The organism is Pseudoxanthomonas sp. CCNWLY206-1 (genome assembly GCF_039710385.1).
Classification (GTDB): domain Bacteria; phylum Pseudomonadota; class Gammaproteobacteria; order Xanthomonadales; family Xanthomonadaceae; genus Pseudoxanthomonas_A.
The window spans coordinates 1-17,763 of record NZ_JBDKXI010000003.1 but is presented as its reverse complement, the minus strand read 5'-3'; the positions used below and the strand labels follow the sequence as shown (position 1 = coordinate 17,763).

Below are 17,763 nucleotides of genomic sequence, written 5' to 3'. Positions count from 1 at the left end.
CGAACGAATCGCCCACTCGTTACCGCCTCGGGTTTCAGAGGTTGGCGCCATGATCATCCCGACACTCCAATTTGTTTCGATACTGATTACTGCTATTGGTATGGCGGGAAGCTGGGCACATCTATTAGCGCTCGCCAACAAGATGAAGCTGCCACGAGAGGAATACCTCATCGCGCAGAAGATCTATCGCGGATGGTCGTTGCTTGGCGTTGCCGCTGTGATCGCGCTCGTCTCCACGGCAGCGCTCGCCGTTCTTCAACGCGAAGAAGGTGCCGCCTTCTATTTTGCGGTTGCTGCTTCCGTCTGTATTGCCCTCGGCCTGGTGACCTTCTTCGCTGTGACCTTCCCAGCCAACAAGGCCACGAAGAACTGGACGGTCCTGCCCACTCATTGGGAATCGCTGCGGCAACGCTGGGAGTACTCACATGCGGCGGGTGCCATCTTGTACTTCCTTGCACTCGCGTCGCTCTGCGTTTCGGTGTTTTCTTCAGAGTGCGCCATGTGCTGATCAACATTCTGTGGGAGCGATGCAAGTCGCGACACGACGCATCACCGCCGCGACTTGCATCGCTCCCACAGCGACGTTTACCGAGGAGAGCCGCCAGAGGTTGTCAGCAACCAGGCGCTACCCACGGGGACATCCTCGTGGCTGGACTGTAATCTAGGTCCACGTCTCTCCCTGGAAGCACACCATGCCGAAAATCGGCCGAAGAAACCTCTTCAAGGCGCTCGCTGCTGGCGTCGTCGCGTCGCCGCTGCCGATGCTGTCTTCGGCGGCGAACCAGACTTGCGTTTCAGCCAGCCTACGATGGGGTAAGGGAATAGAGGGGCAGCGCACCGCGGATCTGGGCGATGGAACTTTCCTCAATCCGATCATTGCCGGGGATCATCCCGACCCGACGATCCTCAAGGATGGCGACGACTACTACATGACGTTCTCGTCTTTCTATTCCTACCCGGGTCTGGTGATCTGGCATTCCACCGATCTGGTCAACTGGGCGCCTGTCGGTGCCGCACTGCGTAAAGAGCTGGGCGTGATCTGGGCAGTTGACCTTTGCAAACATGGTGACCGCTACTTCATCTATCTTCCCGCCAATCCCGACGACAAAGGATGGTCTATCTACGCTATCTGGGCGGAGAACATCCGGGGACCGTGGAGCGATCCCATTGACCTCAAGATTTCAGGCTGCATAGATCCCGGCCATGTGGTCGGAGAAGATGGAAAGCGATATCTCTTCGTCAATGGCATCCGGAAGATCCGGCTCACCGATGATGGCCTCGCGAAAGATGGAGTGCTTGAGCAAGCCTACAGTCCCTGGCGCTATCCCGATGACTGGATCGTCGAGAACTTCGCGCCCGAAGGTCCGAAACTGCTACGGCGCGGTGACTGGTTTTATCTGATCACCGCGGTTGGTGGTACCGCGGGTCCGGTCACCGGTCATATGGTGATCGCCGCCCGCTCGAAGTCGGTGCATGGCCCTTGGGAACACTGCCCGCACAATCCGCTGGTGCGCACGGTGTCGGAGTCCGAGCCGTGGTGGTCGAGGGGGCATGCGTCCGTCGTGGAGGGGCCTGCCGGCGACTGGTGGATGGTCTATCACGCTTATGAGAATGGATTCAGGACATTGGGGCGCCAGGCCGTGATGGAACCCATCGAGTGGACGGCGGACGGCTGGTTCCGCGCCTTGGGAGGCGATCTGTCCAAGCCCATCCGCAAGCCAGCCGGCGGCAAGCCGAGTCCCGCTGGATTCGCGCTATCAGATGATTTTTCCACCGACAAATTCGGAATCCAATGGTGTTTCCACGATCCGAAACCAGACGAGATGACGCGTGTGGAGCGGAGCACCCGGGGATTGATGCTAAAAGCCGCCGGAACCTCCCCAGCGGATAGCGCGCCATTGGCCTGCATCGTGCCCGATCGCGCTTACCAGGCAGAGGTCACGCTGCAGCTTGCCGGCGAGTCCGAAGCTGGCCTGCTGCTGTTCTATAACCACAAGGCTTTCGTGGGGGTTGGTTTCACTTCAAGCACCATCAAGACATATCAATATGCGGAAGAACAGGTCTGGGCACGACTGCCACATGCCAGCCGGCGGGTACGTGTAAGACTGACCAATGATCGGAACGTCATCACCTACGAGTATTCGTACGACGATGGCCGCTCATGGAAACTGCATCCCACCCGCATGGAAGTGTCCGGCATGCATCACAACGTCTTCGGCGGATTTCTCAGCCTCAAGATAGGAATCTATAGCGCCGCGAAAGGAGAGGTCCTGCTTAGTGATTTCCGGTACCGCGGATTGGATCCATCTGCAAATTCGTAACGGCGCAATGATCGATTTTATTTGCGCCCTGAACTTGATCTGGGAGCGCCGTTCTGCGCCCCGACAGCCGCGCAGTGAGCACGTCAAGAACGCGCCGCGGCGCGTTCAGATGACGAACAACCGCTTCGGCTTCGATCACGATATGGCGGGAGAGCTCGCGGCGGGACGCCGCTCCTACAGCAGCAATGCTATGCAAGCGTCCCCGGCGAGCATTCAATGGATCGCATGTAGGCGCGCCGTCCCCGGCGCGGGCTTTTCGCTTTTATTCCCCTGCCGGCGCGTAACTGACATCAGTGCGTCGATTCGCGCAACAAGGGCAAGTCCCAGCCCGGCCGGGGCGCAAAGCGATCGCCATAGCGACCTTGCAGCGCTTTCAATTTACTTAGCAGCGTGTCGGCGCCGGCGCTCTTGATGTATTCGATGGGGCCGCCGCGAAATGGGGCGAAGCCGGTGCCGAAGATCACGCCTGCATCCAGCAGGTCGGCATCGCTGACCACACCATCGTGCAGGCAGGCGACCGCTTCGTTGAGCAGCGGCAGGATGAGGCGGTCTTCCAGATCGCTGGGCGCCTGATAGTCCTTCGGCACCTCGGGTTTCACCGGCTTGCCGTTGTCCCACTTGTACAAGCCGTGGCCGTCCTTCTTGCCGCGCTTGCCCGGCTCAACGTTGCCGAGGGCGGCGGGTACGGCGAGGCCCAGGAATGGCGCGAGTTCCTGACCAACGCCGGCGGCAACGTCCAGGCCCACGGTATCGATCAGTTCGATCGGTCCCATCGGCATGCCGAACTTCATCGCGGCTTTGTCGATGACCGCACCAGGCACGCCTTCGGCGTACACGGTTGCCGCTTCCAGCATGTACGGGAACAGCACGCGATTGACCAGGAAGCCGGGCGTTCCTGCCACCGGTACCGGCAGTTTGTCGATGGCTTTGCAGAACGCGGCCAGCCGCTTTTCGGTTCCCTCGGCCATGGCATCGTGGCGAATGATCTCCACCAACGGCATCAGCGCCACTGGATTGAAATAATGCAGGCCGGCGAACTGCGCCGGGCGCTGGATGTGTTCGCGCAATTCGCTCAACGAAATCGACGAGGTATTGGTGGTCAGCAAGGCGTCGGGTTTTAGACGCGGCTCGATGGTTTGGTAGAGCTCGCGCTTGGCGTCGGGATTCTCGATGATCGCTTCGATCACCAGATCGGCATCCGGCACGCCTTCGCCATTCAAATCGCTTTTCAGGCGCGCGGCGACGGCTGGGCGCTTGGCATCGTCCTTCACGCGTTTGGCGAACAACTCGCCCGCGCGCGACAACGCGCCATCGATGAAACGCTGTTCGCGGTCCTGCAGCGTGACGTTGAATCCCTTGTACGCGGACCACGCTGCGATGTCGCCACCCATCACGCCAGCGCCGACCACATGCACGTGCTGGATGCCATGCTCCTTGCCGCCCAAACCCTTCAGGCGCTCGGTCAGGAAGAAGATGCGAATCAGGTTGCGTGCGGTGGGCGAGCCGGCCAATTTGACCACCGCCTTGCGCTCGGCGTCCAAGCGCGCCTGGATGCCCTTGCCGCCGGTTCGCTGCCAAGTACCGATCAGTGCGTACGGCGCGGGGTAGTGTTCCTTGCGTGCTTTGCGCGCGACCTGCTTGGTCATCTGCGGCGCCAGGACCTGGCGAGCGATCCAGGTGTTGCTGATCCAGCCCAGGAAACGCTGGTTGAAGGCACGCGTGGTGCCGGATTGCGCCAGCGACACGGCGGTATCGATCAGAACGGCCGGTTCGGCCACTTTGTCCACCAGGCCCATCGCCTTGGCTGCGGAAGCGGATACCGTGCGTCCGGTCAGCATCAGATCCATCGCCGCGGGCGCGCCGATCAGCTTCGGCAGCCGGGCGCTCCCGCCCCAACCGGGAAAGATGCCCAGCTTCACTTCCGGCAGGCCGATACGGGTGGATGGATCATTGGAGGCCACGCGATAGCGGCAGGCCAGCGAGATTTCGGTGCCGCCGCCCATGCAGAAACCATGAATCGCCGCGACGGTAGGGCAAGGCAATTCGGCCAGTTTCTGGAACACCGTCTGGCCACGCCGTATCGCATCGTTGACGGTACCGCGGCGGTCGAACTCCTGGAACTCTTTCAGGTCGGCGCCCGCGATGAAGCCGCTCGACTTGGCCGAACAGATCACCAAACCCTTGGGCGGATCGATCGCCAGGCGTTCGACCACATCGCCCAGTTCGATCAGTACATCCTGCGAGAACGCGTTGACGCTGGCGCCTTGGCGGTCGAAGCTCAGAACGACGATGCCGTCGCTGCGCAGTTCGGTCTGCCAGTGACTGAATCGTAGCCCATCGAAGTTTGCGGCCATGTAGGCACCATCCGTTCACGTATGGATAAGGCCGCTATCATCCCGAGGTTGTTTAACCCGCGTCAAATCCACATATCGCTGACAGGGTATGACCGGCGGCAGGGGTGATGTTCCTGTTTGGCGGGTTAAATTCTTGATATCACGGCGGTTTCGGATTGCCGCTGAACTTTTTTCCGCATACGCGGTCACAGTGCCCGGCTAATGGCCGAGCTGACAGGAGTGCGGCCCGGCATGGCCGAAGTAGATTCAACCCAGGAGCTGGACCTCGAGCTGGTCAAGCGCGTGCAGCGCGGCGACAGCACCGCATTCGATCTATTGGTACGGAAGTACCAGCATCGGGTGGTGGCGCTGATCGGGCGTTACATCCATGACTGGAGCGAGTGCCAGGACGTAGCCCAGGAAACCTTCCTGCGTGCATATCGCGCGTTGGGAAATTTCCGCGGCGACGCCCAGTTCTATACGTGGCTACATCGGATAGCAGTGAATACCGCCAAGAACCATCTCGTTGCCAACAACCGCCGACCGCCGACCGATGACGTCGACGCTTCCGATGCCGAGCAATACGATTCCGGCAGCCGGCTGCGCGACACCGACACGCCGGAACGCGAACTGATGCGCCAGGAATTGGAGCGCACGGTGATGAAGGCGGTGGAAGCACTGCCCGAGGAATTGCGTACCGCCATCACCCTGCGCGAGGTGGACGGGATGAGCTATGAAGAGATCGCGCAGAAGATGGATTGCCCGATCGGGACGGTGCGTTCGCGCATCTTCCGAGCGCGCGAAGCCATCGATGCCGAACTGCGACCCCTGCTTGATACCGATAGCGCGACCCGTGAGCGTACCCGCCAATGACTGCCAGTTTTGATCTTTCGTCCCAGAATTCCGAGCCTGACAAGTTCGACACTCATTACCGCTTGCAGTTGTCGTCGATGATGGATAGCGAGTTGTCCCTGGATGAGGCGCGTTTCCTGCTGCGCCGCTTGCGACACGACGAAGAATTGAACGGCTGCTGGGAACGCTGGCAACTGTGCGGCGATATCTTGCGCGGGCAGGCGCAGGCACCGGCCCCCGCCGGTTTCGCCCAGCGCGTCGCCCTGGCCATTGCCGCCGAACCGCAGCAGTCCGCCGCCAACCGCGATCCGGCTTCGCGCCGTTCGCGGAGTTCCCTGGCTCGCTGGGGCGGCGGTGCACTGGCAGCTTCGGTGGCGCTGGTGGCCTTGTTCATGGCTCGCCAGCAAGCCCCGCAGGACAACACTCAAACTGGAGCGCCCGCGATCGCGACGCAGACACCAACGGATACCGACCGCGGCAGCGCTGTGGATAGTGCGAATCCCAGTATTGATTCCACTCCGGCCACCGACGCCATGGCGTCCGCGGCGACCGCGGCGGTGGCGGTTGCCAGTGTTCCGCGCCGGCAGGACAACGCGGCTCGCCGCAGCGCCACCCGCACCCAGCAGGCTGGTCGCAATGCAGCGCGTTCCACTCGTGAACCTCAACGTGCGGTTGCCTCGGCCATGCCGTCCAGCCTGCCCGTCATCGCCACTTCGCCAGCGCTGGCGGTGCCGCCCCTTGATCCATTCTCCAAGGCGCCTGTCGCCAGCCAGCCTGTTGCCGGTGTGTCGTCGCCACAAGCGCGGCCATGGCCGCGAGCGGCGTTGCAGCCGTATCCGTCCGCTTCCGGCGCACTGACGGTCGGCCTGCCCAGCGACTCGGCACGGCAAACTTTCTATCCGTTCGAGCCGCGCCTGCCGGCCGTTCCCCCGGTGACGCCGCCGGACACTGCGCCGCAGAACTGATCCGACTGCGTCGGATAGTGGCGGCCGTCCGTGGTCGCCGCTATCCGCATCTCTCCCACACCACGTCTTCGAGGTTCGTATTTCGATGATTTCCAGCGCCCGTTTTCCTCTATTGGCCTTGCTGATGTTGACCACGCCGTTGACGGCGTGCGCACAGCAAAACGAAACCGCCGCTACTGCGGCCAGTACCGCCCCGGCCGCGGTGCCCGCCGCTGCCCAGTCCAGTGCGCCGCAACTGGTTACCGGATTGCCGGATTTCACCGGCCTGGTGGAGCAGGTCGGCCCAGGTGTGGTGAACGTGGAAGCCTCGGCGGGCCGACGCCAGGCGGCATCGCAAGCCACTGACGAAGAAGAAGCCATTCCCGAAATTTTCCGGCGCATGCTGCCGCCAGGCTTCCAAATTCCGCGTGGGCCAGGACCTGGTCCGGACCGGCGCGGTATTTCGATGGGCTCGGGCTTCGTGATCTCGGCTGATGGCTATGTGCTGACCAATCACCACGTGATCGACGGCGCGGACGAAGTAAAGGTCAAGCTGCCGGACCGCCGCGAATACAGCGCCAAGGTGGTGGGCAGCGACCAGCAGTACGACGTCGCCTTGTTGAAGATCGAAGCCAAGAATCTGCCGGTGTTGCGTCTCGGCAATTCGGCGACATTGAAGCCCGGCCAATGGGTAGTAGCGATCGGTTCGCCACTGGGTCTGGATCACTCGGTGACCGCGGGCATCGTGAGCGCGACCGGCCGTAGCGCTTCGGCCGAACAGCGCTACGTTCCTTTCATCCAGACGGATGTCGCGATCAATCAGGGCAATTCCGGTGGCCCCTTGCTCAACACGCGCGGAGAAGTGGTGGGTATCAATTCGCAGATATTCTCGATGTCCGGTGGCTACATGGGCATCAGCTTCGCGATCCCCATCGATCTTGCAATGAACGCGGTGGAACAATTGAAGAAGACCGGCCGCGTCAGCCGCGGCCAATTGGGCGTGATCGTGCAACCGATCACCAGCACCGAAGCCAAAGGATTGGGCCTGCCCGATTCGCGCGGTGCGCTGATCACCCAGGTCCTGGAAGGCAGTCCTGCGGATAAAGCGGGTATCGAGGTGGGCGACGTGATTACCGCCTTCAACGGTTCGCCGATCAACCAATCCAGCGATTTGCCGCCATTGGTCGGTTCCCTGACGCCAGGTACCAAGGCCAAGGTCAAACTGATTCGCGAAGGCAAGCCACGCGAGGAAACCGTGGTGCTGACGGAGCTGGAAGAGGACCAGACCGCCGCGTCGCCGGTTCCAACGATTCCTGGCGCCGCTCCGTCGCCTTCGGGCACCAATCCACTGGGCGTCGTGGGCCAGGAGCTGGACGCCGCCACCCGCAAGCAGCTCGGTTTGAGGGCAGGCGAGGGTGTTCTGATCGCCCGCGTGAATGGCGTTGCTGCGCGCGAGGCGGGCCTGGAGCCTGGCACGGTCGTGCTGCAGGTTGGCCGTACGCCCGTCGGTAGTCCGGCGGAATTGAATCGCGAACTGGCGGGCCTCAAGCCCGGCGACACGGTGATGCTGCTGGTCCGCGACCGCCGCGAAGGCACACGCTTCCGTGCGGTCACCGTGGACGAAGGACAGAAATAGCGCCATTCGGCGGTTCGTCTCATCCTCCTGTCTCACATCGACGCCCCGCGCCTAAACCCCGCGGGGCGTTTGGTTTTTACCGGAACCATCAAGGAGGGCCCCGCGCCGTGCGATAATGCCGTGTTTTCCTGACGACGGCCGTGGCCGCCGCCCCACATGTCCTCTGATTCCATGCGGTTCATCCGCAACTTTTCCATCATCGCCCATGTCGATCACGGCAAGTCCACCTTGGCCGATCGCATCATCCAGCTTTGCGGCGGCCTTGAGGCCCGCGAGATGGAGGCGCAGGTGCTCGACTCGAATCCGATCGAGCGCGAGCGCGGCATCACCATCAAGGCTCAGTCCGTATCGCTGCCCTACAAGGCAAAAGACGGCCATACCTATCAGCTGAACTTCATCGATACTCCGGGCCACGTGGACTTCAGTTACGAAGTCTCGCGCTCGCTGGCCGCGTGCGAAGGCGCGCTGCTGGTGGTGGACGCGGCGCAAGGTGTGGAAGCGCAATCGGTGGCCAACTGCTACACCGCGGTGGAGCAGGGTCTGGAAGTGGTGCCGGTGCTGAACAAGATCGACCTGCCCACAGCCGACATCGCACGCGCCAAAGCCGAGATCGAAGCCGTCATCGGCATCGATGCCGAGGACGCGGTGGCGGTCAGCGCCAAGACCGGCCTCAACGTGCCAGACGTGCTGGAGGCCATCGTCCACCGCATTCCGCCGCCGGTGCCGCGCGATACCGACAAACTGCAGGCGCTGATCATCGACTCCTGGTTCGACAACTATCTGGGCGTGGTGTCGCTGGTGCGCGTGATGCAGGGCGAGATTGGTCCCGGCAGCAAGATCCTGGTGATGTCCACCGGCCGTACCCATCAGGTCGACAAGGTGGGTGTGTTCACCCCCAAGCGCAAAGAGCTGAAGAAGCTGGGCGCGGGCGAGGTGGGCTGGATCAACGCCAGCATCAAGGATGTGCACGGCGCCCCGGTCGGCGACACGCTGACCCTTGCGAACGACCCTGCGTCCAAGCCGCTGCCGGGCTTCCAGGAGATGCAGCCGCGCGTGTTCGCCGGTCTGTTCCCGGTCGATGCCGATGACTATCCGGACCTGCGCGAGGCGCTGGAGAAGCTGCGCCTGAACGATGCCGCATTGCGCTTCGAGCCGGAAAGCTCCGAGGCAATGGGCTTTGGCTTCCGTTGCGGCTTCCTGGGCATGCTGCACATGGAAATCGTGCAGGAGCGCCTGGAGCGCGAATACGACCTCAATCTGATCTCCACCGCGCCGACGGTGGTGTATGAAGTCCTGAAGACCGATGGCACTGTGATGCCCTTGGACAATCCGGCCAAATTGCCGCAAAGCAATCTGATCGAGGAAGTCCGTGAGCCGATCATCCGAGCCAATATCCTCACGCCGCCGGATTACGTGGGCAACGTGATCACCCTGTGCGAGGAAAAACGCGGCAGCCAGATCGGCATCAACTACATGGGCAGCCAGGTGCAAATCAGCTACGAGCTGCCGATGGCCGAGGTGGTGCTGGATTTCTTCGACAAGCTGAAGTCGGTGAGCCGCGGCTACGCGTCGCTGGACTATCACTTCCTGCGTTTCCAGGCGGGTCCATTCGTCCGTGTCGACACATTGATCAACGGCGACAAGGTCGATGCGCTGTCGCTCATCGTGCACCGCGCCCAGGCCGACCGCCGCGGCCGTGACCTATGCGAAAAGATGCGCGAACTGATCCCGCGGCAGATGTTCGACGTGGCCATCCAGGCCGCCGTCGGCTCGCAGGTCATCGCCCGCAGCACGGTCAAGGCCATGCGCAAGAACGTGCTGGCCAAATGCTATGGTGGCGACATCAGCCGCAAAAAGAAGCTCCTCGAGAAGCAGAAAGAGGGCAAGAAGCGGATGAAGCAGGTGGGGCGCGTAGAAATTCCGCAGGAAGCCTTCCTGGCGGTGTTGCAGATGGATAACAAGTGATTTTCTTTCCTTCTCCCATGGGGAGAAGGTGCCCAAAGGGCGGATGAGGGTTCGGCGAAATCCAGGCGGTTCCACCACCGCGATTTCGCCATACCCTCACCCCAACCCCTCTCCCGGTGGGAGAGGGGCTCTTGAGACGGAGTGAGTATGGTTTGGTTCGAAACAATCCTCGTCGTGTTGACCCTGCTGACCGGCATCATTTGGCTGTTGGACAAGCTGTTCTTCGCCAAGCGTCGCGCCGCGCGCAGCGATCTGCTGGACGAAGAGCCGGTGTTGGTCGATTACTCGCGCGCCTTTTTCCCGGTGCTAGCGGTGGTGCTGATACTGCGCAGCTTCATCGCAGAGCCGTACAAGATTCCCTCCAGCTCGATGATGCCCAACCTGCTGATCGGTGACTTCATCCTGGTCAACAAGTTCGCCTACGGCCTGCGCCTGCCGATCAACAACCAGAAGTTCCTTGCGATTGGTGAGCCCGCACGCGGCGATGTAGTGGTATTCAAGCCGCCCCACGATCCGGAGAACAATTGGATCAAGCGGGTGATTGGATTACCAGGCGACAAGGTGGGATTCCATGGCGACATGGTTTACCTGAACGGCCAGCCGCTGAAATATGAAAAAGTTGGGGATTACGTCGGTGCAGGCCGTGGCAGCGATATGACCGGCTCCACCTTGCTGCGCGAAGAACTGCCCGGCCGCACCCATACGGTGCTGGAATGGCTGGGTAACCCGCCTCCCGGCGGCGGCGAGGGCGATTGGGTGGTGCCACCGGGTCACTATTTTGTGATGGGCGACAATCGCGACAACAGCCTGGACGGCCGCTTCTGGGAATACCATTTCCTTCCGGAAGAGAACCTGCGGGGCAAGGCCTTCCTGATCTGGCTGAACTGCGAAGGCTGGGTCTGCAAGAATGGTTTCGATCCGGCGCGGATCGGCAACGGTATTCAATGATCACTGCACAGCACGGGGGAATGGCAATGAATCGCAAGCAAAGCGGCATTACGTTGATCGGCTTTCTGGTGGTGTTGGCAGTAGTGGGCTTCGCCGCCTTCATCGGTATGAAATTGTTCCCGATGTACCAAGAATATTATTCGGTCCGGACGGCGATGAAGGGCTTGGCTGGCGAGCCGGGTGTGGCCGACATGGACCCTTCGAAGATCCAGGACCTGTTCTTCCGTCGTCTGTATATCAACTACTCCGAAAGCGTGAAGCCCGCGAACGTCAAGTTCGAACGCACCGATGGCGGCTGGAAAATGCGCGTCAACTATGAAGTGCGCCGAGAACTGGTCGGTAATCTGGACGTGGTGGGCAGGTTCGACACCACCGAGAATCTGGTCCGTTCTGGTTCGGTGGACTAAGGTTGGTTGATCGCATCGGTCATGGTTTTGCCGATCAGGGTCTGTTGGCGCAGGCCCTGACTCACCGCAGTGCCGGCGCTCCGCACAACGAGCGCCTGGAGTTCCTGGGCGACAGCATCGTCAATCTATTGGTGGCCGAGGTGCTGTTCCAGCGCTGGCCGAAGGCCGACGAGGGCGCGTTGACCCGCGCTCGGGCCGAGCTGGTCCGTGAGGCGTCGCTGGCCACCATCGCCCGCCAACTCGATCTGGGTGCGCGGCTGACCATGGGCCCCGGAGAAATGAAGTCGGGCGGCCACCGCCGGGATTCCATCCTGGCAGATGCGTTGGAAGCGGTCGTGGCAGCCATTTATCTGGATGCGGGCTTTGAACGCTGCCGCGATGTGGTGCTGCCATGGTTCGAGGAAGCACTGGCGGCATTACCCGTTGGCAAACCCGAAAAAGATGCCAAGACACGTTTGCAGGAATGGTTGCAAGCGCGGCAAAAGCCGCTGCCCACGTACGAACTGGTAGGCGAATCGGGCGACGACCACGCCAAATCATTCCTGGTTCGATGCAGCACGCAGGAACCGCCCTTGATCGCAGAGGGCGAGGGCACGTCGCGGCGCAACGCCGAACAGGCCGCCGCCGCCGCATTGATCGAACAGCTGGACGTACTGAAAGCGAGTGAAACCAAGTGAGCGCAATCCCACATCGCAGCGGCAGCGTCGCGGTCATCGGCCGCCCCAACGTGGGCAAGTCCACGCTGACCAATGCACTGGTCGGCGCCAAGGTCAGTATTGTGTCCAGCCGGCCGCAGACCACGCGCCACCGTTTATTGGGCATCGCCACGTTCGCCGCCACGGATAAAACCCCGGCGGGGCAAATCGCGCTTGTGGATACGCCCGGCCTGCACAAGCAACAAGGCAAGTTTTCCGCTTCGGCCATGAGCCGGGTGATGAACCGCGCGGCGCGCGGCGCGCTGGAGGGTGTGGATGTCGGACTACTGGTGATCGAAGCCGGTCGCTGGGACGAAGAGGACACACTGGCGTTCAACGTGCTGAGCGATGCCGGCATTCCGGTGGTGCTGGTGGTCAACAAGATCGATCGGATGAAGGACAAGACGGCGCTGCTGCCGTTTTTGGCGCAGGTCGGCGAGGGGCGCAATTTCGCTGCCGTGCATCTGGTATCGGCACTGAAGCGCAATGGCCTGGATACGCTGGTCAAGGATCTGCTGGCGCTGCTGCCGGAAGCGCCGCCGATGTTCGGCGAAGATGAAATCACAGACCGTAGCGAGCGTTTCCTTGCCGGTGAACTGGTGCGCGAGCAACTGATGCGCCAGCTTGGTGCCGAACTTCCCTATGCGACGACGGTGGAGATCGAACGTTTCGCGGAAGACGGCGAAATGCTGCGCATCGGCGCGGTGATCTGGGTGGAACGCGAAAGCCAGAAGGCCATTGTCATCGGCAAAGGTGGCGCGCGTTTGAAGGAAATCGGCAGCAAGTCGCGGCTGCAGATGGAGCGGCTGTTCGGCCGCAAGGTCTTCCTGGAAACCTGGGTACGCGTGCGCGAGGGCTGGTCGGATGACGAGACCGCGTTGAAGGCGTTTGGGTACGAATAAAGCCGGGAATGGGGAGTGGAGAATGGGGAATGGGTTCCTCCTGGCCTGATGAGTCTTCGTTCTGCGGAGAGTGATCCTCTCAATTCCACTTCCCATTCCCGCTCTTGATTTCCCATAAAGGGCCGGTCTCGGCTCGTCGCTCACGAAGCGACAGGATATGCCGCTCCTGTTGCCTGGTTGCTCCCACCCTGCGGACAACGGTTAACCTCCATTCTTCGTTCCCGCTGTCGCTTTCCCCCATGCGCATCCTCAACGAACCCGCCTTTGTCCTGCATACCCGCCCTTGGCGGGAGACCAGCTTGCAGGTGGAAGTGCTGGCCGAGCAGCATGGGCGAATCGGATTGATTGCACGCGGCGTGCATGGTCCCAAGAGACATGTCTTGCGCGCGGCCTTGCAGCCGTTGCAATACATTCGTTTGGACGCCGAACCACGTGGCGAATTGGCGCGGCTGATTTCCGCCGAGGCGTTGGACTCCGCTCCCCGTTTGACCGGCGACGCGATGCTGGCCGCTTTCTATATCAATGAATTGGTGCTGCGGTTGGCGCCGCGCAACGATCCGCTTCCCGAGCTTTATCAGGCGTATGCCGATACGCGCGCTCACTTGGGTGGCGAGGTTTCACTAGCGTGGACATTGCGCCGTTTCGAGCGCGATTTACTGGACGCTTTGGGCTCTGGTTTTTCCTACGGTGTGGACGGCGATGGAGTCGAAATCGATCCGGCGGCGCGCTATCGGCTGGATCCGGAGCACGGGCCGCGCCGGCTTTTCAGTGATCGCGGCCATGACGAACGCAGCTCCGCCGCCACCGGCCGCGCCTTGTTGGCAATGGCCAGCGATCAGATGCCCAACGCTGAAGACCTGGCCAGCCTGCGTTTGGCGTTTCGCAGTGTGCTGTCCCACCACCTGGGTGCGCGCGGCCTAAAGTCCTGGGAAATGCTGGGCGACCTCAGCCGTCTGAAGCCGCGGTAGTTTTAGCTTTTTGCTGTAAACGGGCCCGGCGGCTGGAACGCCAAAGCGCATTCAGATACGGATTAACGCGGGTGCACACGGATGAAAAGCATCAGTGCTCTATCCCGTTTTTTCGAGCCCATTCGTTTCCAAAGCGTGGCGTCTGATCGCGAGTGACCCGTGCGGCATGCCGACACCATGGCTACAGAGTGGAATCACGGTTGCAACGCATCCACCGCTTGGGTAAATCGCTCTAACGCGGCAACCGAGGATGGGTCCTGCTGCAGACTTGCAACGGCCTTCGCCAGTTGTGCCGCACCAACGAAGCCGCAACTGGCACGAAGCTTGTGCAAGGTGGCCCGCAGGCGATCATCGTCGGCGGTGTGGAAACTCGACAACACCGCTTGTTTCGCTGCGGGCAGTTCATCCAGGAACAGCTTGCGCAACGTCACCACGTGTTCTTGTTTGCCGTTGAGTGCGATGAGTGCTGCGTCGTTATCCCAATCGGGAACGATCGTTTCGGTGGCGTAAGAGGCACGCGTTTCCGCAAGTGTGGATGGTTTTATCCAGCGCTGGACTGAAGCCTGTAGCTGCGCGGCGGTCACCGGTTTGATCAGCACTTCGGCAAAACCAGCGTGCAGCAGCCGGGAGCGCAGCTCCGCGGAGTGGTCGGCAGTATGGGCAATCGCGGGCACATCCGGGGCGATTGCCCGCAGCCGCCGTAGCAGTTCGGTGCCATCGCCATCGGGCAGATTGGCGTCGATCAGCCACAGGTCGAAGCGCGAGCCGTCGCGGAGTGCCTCTGCACAAGAAGCTGCTGTGGCGACGTCCGCAGGCAAGGTTTCCAGGGCCGCGCCCAGGAAGCTGCGACTGACGGCATCGTCCTCCACCAACAACAAGCGGGGTTTCATTCCATTGCGCTCTGACATCGTTATGCTGCCTTGCATGTCCCGCTGCATCTTACCGTTGCTGCTTCTGGTTTGCTCGGCGGTTGCCGGGCCGGCAGGCGCACGGACGCTGACCGCCAAGATCGCCGCGATCGATACCGCCGTGGCGGCGTTGGAAGGCGTGGAAGTGCGGCTGGAATGGCCTGCCGATGCCGATACCGGCCAGCTGAGTGTCCGCGCACGGCGCATGGCCGCCGTGGACTTGGGCTATCGATTCGAGCATGTGAGCTGGCGGTGTCCGCTGCGACGCAACGGAACTGACGGCTGGCGCTGCGATGGAGAAGTCCGGTCCGGGCGTAACGAGCCAATGCGTCTGTCGCTGGATCTGGCGGTCGCGACGACTGACGCAGTGCTATCCAACAGGGATGGATCCAAATTCGCCCTGCATCGCAACGCGGCGGCGCCGGATATCACTCGCTTGGATCTGACCCGCATTCCGGCGGCGTGGGCGCAGGCGTTGGTGAGCCAGATGTGGGATGCAGCGAACCTCACGTCCGGATCCTTGGATGGACGCTTGGCGATACACGCGCCGGAAACGGGGCCTCTGCGCGTCGAAGGACCGCTGATGGTCTCGCGCCTGGGTTTGGACACTCCCGACGGCAGCATCGCCGCGGAAGGCCTGACGGGCCGCTTTGCCATCGACTACCGGCGTTTTCCCCAAGCCTCGCTGATCGCGGTCGACGGCGAGCTGCAGGGTGGTGAAATCCTGGTAGGCAACGGTTATTTGGCATTGCCCGCTACGCCGATCGCACTTTCCGTGGCCGCGAGTCAGCAGGGCAGCGGGGGATGGCGGCTGCCACAGATACTTTGGGACGATGTCGATGCCCTGCGGATCGAGGGTAGCTTGGCGTTTTCGCCGGAACTATCTTTGACCGATGCCGACCTGCGGCTGCGTAGTCCGGATATCGCACCGTTGCGCTCGCGTTATCTCTCCGGCTGGCTAGGTTTGTTCGGATTGACCGAGCTGCAAATGAGCGGTGCATTGTCTGCGCAGGCGCGAATGGAAGGCGGGCGGTTACTGACGGCCGAAGCCGAACTTGCCGATGTGTCGCTGCGTGATGCGCAGGATCGTTTTCGTTTCGAAGGTCTGAACGGCGCCCCGAGATATTCGGCGGGTGCGCCGGTGGACAGCGAATTGAGCTGGCGCGGCGGCGATCTGCTTGGGCTGCCGTTCGGCGCCGCCAGGTTCCCGTTGCGCAGTAGCGATGGCGCAATCGGCTTCAGCCGCGATGTCGCCGTGCCCATGCTAGGTGGCGAGCTGCGCTTCGACGACCTCACCTTGCATCCATCCGCCGGCGAGCGCGGCATGGCGTTCGATTTTGGCCTGAGCTTGAACAAGCTCGACATCGGACGTTTGGCGCAGGCCTTGGATTGGCCGCCATTCAAAGGCGAATTGAGTGGGCGTATTCCGCGAGTGCGCTATGCCGATGATCGGCTGGATTTCGACGGTGTGCTGACTGCGCATATTTTTGACGGCACGGTGCAAGTGTCAGGATTGGCGATGGAACGTCCATTCGGCACCGCGCCTACGCTGTCCGCCGACATCGCGATCGACGACCTGAATCTGGAATCGCTGACCGGTGTATTCGGCTTCGGTGAAATCACGGGTGCGCTGGATGGCCATATCAAGGATCTGCGGCTGGTCGACTGGCATCCGGAGACGTTTGATGCGGATCTGCGCAGCGATCCGTCATGGAAGGGCAGGCAACGCATCAGCCAGCGCGCAGTGCAGGATCTGTCCAGTGTCGGCGGCGGGGAAGGCCTGGGCAGCAGCCTACAAGCCCAGGCGCTGAAGCTTTTCGACGACTTTGGCTACCGCCGTATCGGTATCCGCTGCCGACTGGCGCAGGAGGTATGCGAGATGGACGGTCTTCGTTCAGCCGGCGCGGGCTTTATTATCGTGGAGGGCGCAGGGATACCGCGCCTGAGCGTGGTAGGTTTCAATCACCGGGTCGACTGGCCAACGCTGGTGGAGCGGTTGATCGCAGTAACCCAGGGCGAAAGCAAACCCGTTTTCGAGTAACCATCAGGAGAATGTCATGCAACGTTGGCTGGGTACCACTGTGGCGACGGCGTTGCTGTTGACCGCCTGCGTCACCATTAATGTGTATTTTCCGGCGGCAGAGGCCAAGGAAGCGGCGAAGGAATTCGTAGAAAAGGTCATTGGCGATGAAGTACCCGCGCCCCGACCGGCACCCGAGCCTTCCCGGCCCGGTGGCGGGAGCGCGTCGCTCATGCCCCAGCGCGACGTCGGTTTCGATTGGCTGGCATTGGTAGGCATCGGTAGCGCATATGCCCAAGAGCGAGCCGATATCAACATCAAGACACCGGCCATACAGGCCATCCAGAACCGCATGGCCGAGCGCTTCCGCAGTCAGTTGCAGGCGGGGTTCGATGCGGGCGCACTGGGCCTGACCCGGGACGGCATGATCGAAGTTCGCGACGCCGCCAAGCTGGCGCTGAAAGACCGGGTCGCCATCACCCAGGCGGTCGCCGACGACAACCGCGACCGGCGCGCGGTCTACAAGGAAATCGCGGTAGCCAACGGACATCCAGAGTGGGAGGACCAGATCCGCTCCACCTTCGCCCAGCAATGGATCGCCAGCGCCCGTGGTGGTTGGTGGTATCAGGATGCGGGTGGGGGTTGGAAGCAGAAGTGATTGGTAAAAAAGGGAGGCTCTCGCCTCCCTTTTTTTGGTCGAAACAGCCGTAAGGGCGGGTGGCTACACAGCAGCCAGCGGAGTATTCGCTTTTTGCTTTGAAGAGCAACAGCAAATCCCCCTCAGTCCCTGAGGTATCCCCACGTTTTCACGAAGGCGCTCGCATTTGATTGAAGACATCCGGCGGCAGAGTTCGTAAACGCTGC

At 61.8% G+C, this 17,763-nt stretch carries 15 protein-coding genes; 13 read left to right on the top strand and 2 right to left on the bottom strand.

Translation table 11 applies throughout. The features are described 5' to 3' along the window. The first annotated feature begins 49 nt into the window (after positions 1-49). Positions 50-508, top strand: a complete 459-nt coding sequence (locus tag AADW18_RS07560) for a hypothetical protein (RefSeq protein ID WP_337342772.1) — start codon at positions 50-52, stop codon at positions 506-508. Between the two features lie 184 nt (positions 509-692). Next, positions 693-2,321, top strand: coding sequence for a family 43 glycosylhydrolase (locus AADW18_RS07555; RefSeq protein WP_337342771.1), 1,629 nt, complete (start codon positions 693-695; stop codon positions 2,319-2,321). A gap of 290 nt (positions 2,322-2,611) precedes the next feature. Here AADW18_RS07555 and AADW18_RS07550 read toward each other — a convergent pair whose 3' ends face one another. Beyond that, complete coding sequence (locus AADW18_RS07550) at positions 2,612-4,675, bottom strand: 3-hydroxyacyl-CoA dehydrogenase NAD-binding domain-containing protein (protein WP_337342770.1); 2,064 nt, start codon at positions 4,673-4,675, stop codon at positions 2,612-2,614. Positions 4,676-4,906: 231 nt separating this feature from the next. Between AADW18_RS07550 and rpoE the strand changes: the two genes are divergently transcribed. The 9 genes from rpoE (at position 4,907) to recO (ending at position 13,971) form a co-directional block, all read left to right on the top strand. Beyond that, complete coding sequence (rpoE, locus tag AADW18_RS07545) at positions 4,907-5,527, top strand: RNA polymerase sigma factor RpoE (RefSeq protein WP_337342769.1); 621 nt, start codon at positions 4,907-4,909, stop codon at positions 5,525-5,527. Beyond that, a complete protein-coding gene (locus tag AADW18_RS07540) occupies positions 5,524-6,471 on the top strand; it encodes an RseA family anti-sigma factor (protein ID WP_337342768.1) in 948 nt (315 codons plus the stop codon). Before rpoE ends, AADW18_RS07540 begins: the two co-directional genes overlap by 4 nt. An 85-nt stretch (positions 6,472-6,556) precedes the next feature. Beyond that, positions 6,557-8,086: a DegQ family serine endoprotease gene (locus AADW18_RS07535; protein ID WP_337342767.1), complete on the top strand. Its 1,530-nt coding sequence runs from the start codon at positions 6,557-6,559 to the stop codon at positions 8,084-8,086. A gap of 171 nt (positions 8,087-8,257) precedes the next feature. Continuing rightward, positions 8,258-10,051 carry a translation elongation factor 4 gene (lepA, locus tag AADW18_RS07530; RefSeq protein WP_337343290.1) on the top strand — a complete coding sequence of 598 codons (1,794 nt, stop codon included), beginning with the start codon at positions 8,258-8,260 and terminating at the stop codon, positions 10,049-10,051. 147 nt (positions 10,052-10,198) lie between these two features. Further along, the gene (gene lepB, locus AADW18_RS07525) at positions 10,199-10,999 is read left to right on the top strand and encodes a signal peptidase I (protein WP_337342766.1); all 801 of its coding nucleotides are present in this window, start codon (positions 10,199-10,201) and stop codon (positions 10,997-10,999) included. Between the two features lie 26 nt (positions 11,000-11,025). Beyond that, positions 11,026-11,406: a DUF4845 domain-containing protein gene (locus AADW18_RS07520; protein WP_337342765.1), complete on the top strand. Its 381-nt coding sequence runs from the start codon at positions 11,026-11,028 to the stop codon at positions 11,404-11,406. Positions 11,407-11,408: 2 nt separating this feature from the next. Continuing rightward, positions 11,409-12,083, top strand: a complete 675-nt coding sequence (gene rnc, locus AADW18_RS07515) for a ribonuclease III (protein WP_337342764.1) — start codon at positions 11,409-11,411, stop codon at positions 12,081-12,083. Beyond that, the gene (gene era, locus AADW18_RS07510; protein ID WP_337342763.1) at positions 12,080-13,003 is read left to right on the top strand and encodes a GTPase Era; all 924 of its coding nucleotides are present in this window, start codon (positions 12,080-12,082) and stop codon (positions 13,001-13,003) included. Before rnc ends, era begins: the two co-directional genes overlap by 4 nt. A 239-nt stretch (positions 13,004-13,242) precedes the next feature. Then, positions 13,243-13,971 (top strand): DNA repair protein RecO, encoded by a 729-nt coding sequence (gene recO, locus AADW18_RS07505; RefSeq protein ID WP_337342762.1) that lies wholly within the window; start codon positions 13,243-13,245, stop codon positions 13,969-13,971. Positions 13,972-14,165: 194 nt separating this feature from the next. On the opposite strand, the gene AADW18_RS07500 is transcribed toward recO, so the two are convergent. Continuing rightward, positions 14,166-14,861: a response regulator gene (locus AADW18_RS07500; RefSeq protein ID WP_337342761.1), complete on the bottom strand. Its 696-nt coding sequence runs from the start codon at positions 14,859-14,861 to the stop codon at positions 14,166-14,168. Positions 14,862-14,895: 34 nt separating this feature from the next. On the opposite strand from AADW18_RS07500, the gene AADW18_RS07495 reads away from it, so the two are divergent. After that, complete coding sequence (locus AADW18_RS07495) at positions 14,896-16,920, top strand: hypothetical protein (protein WP_337342760.1); 2,025 nt, start codon at positions 14,896-14,898, stop codon at positions 16,918-16,920. 16 nt (positions 16,921-16,936) lie between these two features. Next, complete coding sequence (locus AADW18_RS07490) at positions 16,937-17,557, top strand: YdbL family protein (protein WP_337342759.1); 621 nt, start codon at positions 16,937-16,939, stop codon at positions 17,555-17,557. Positions 17,558-17,763 lie beyond the last annotated feature (206 nt).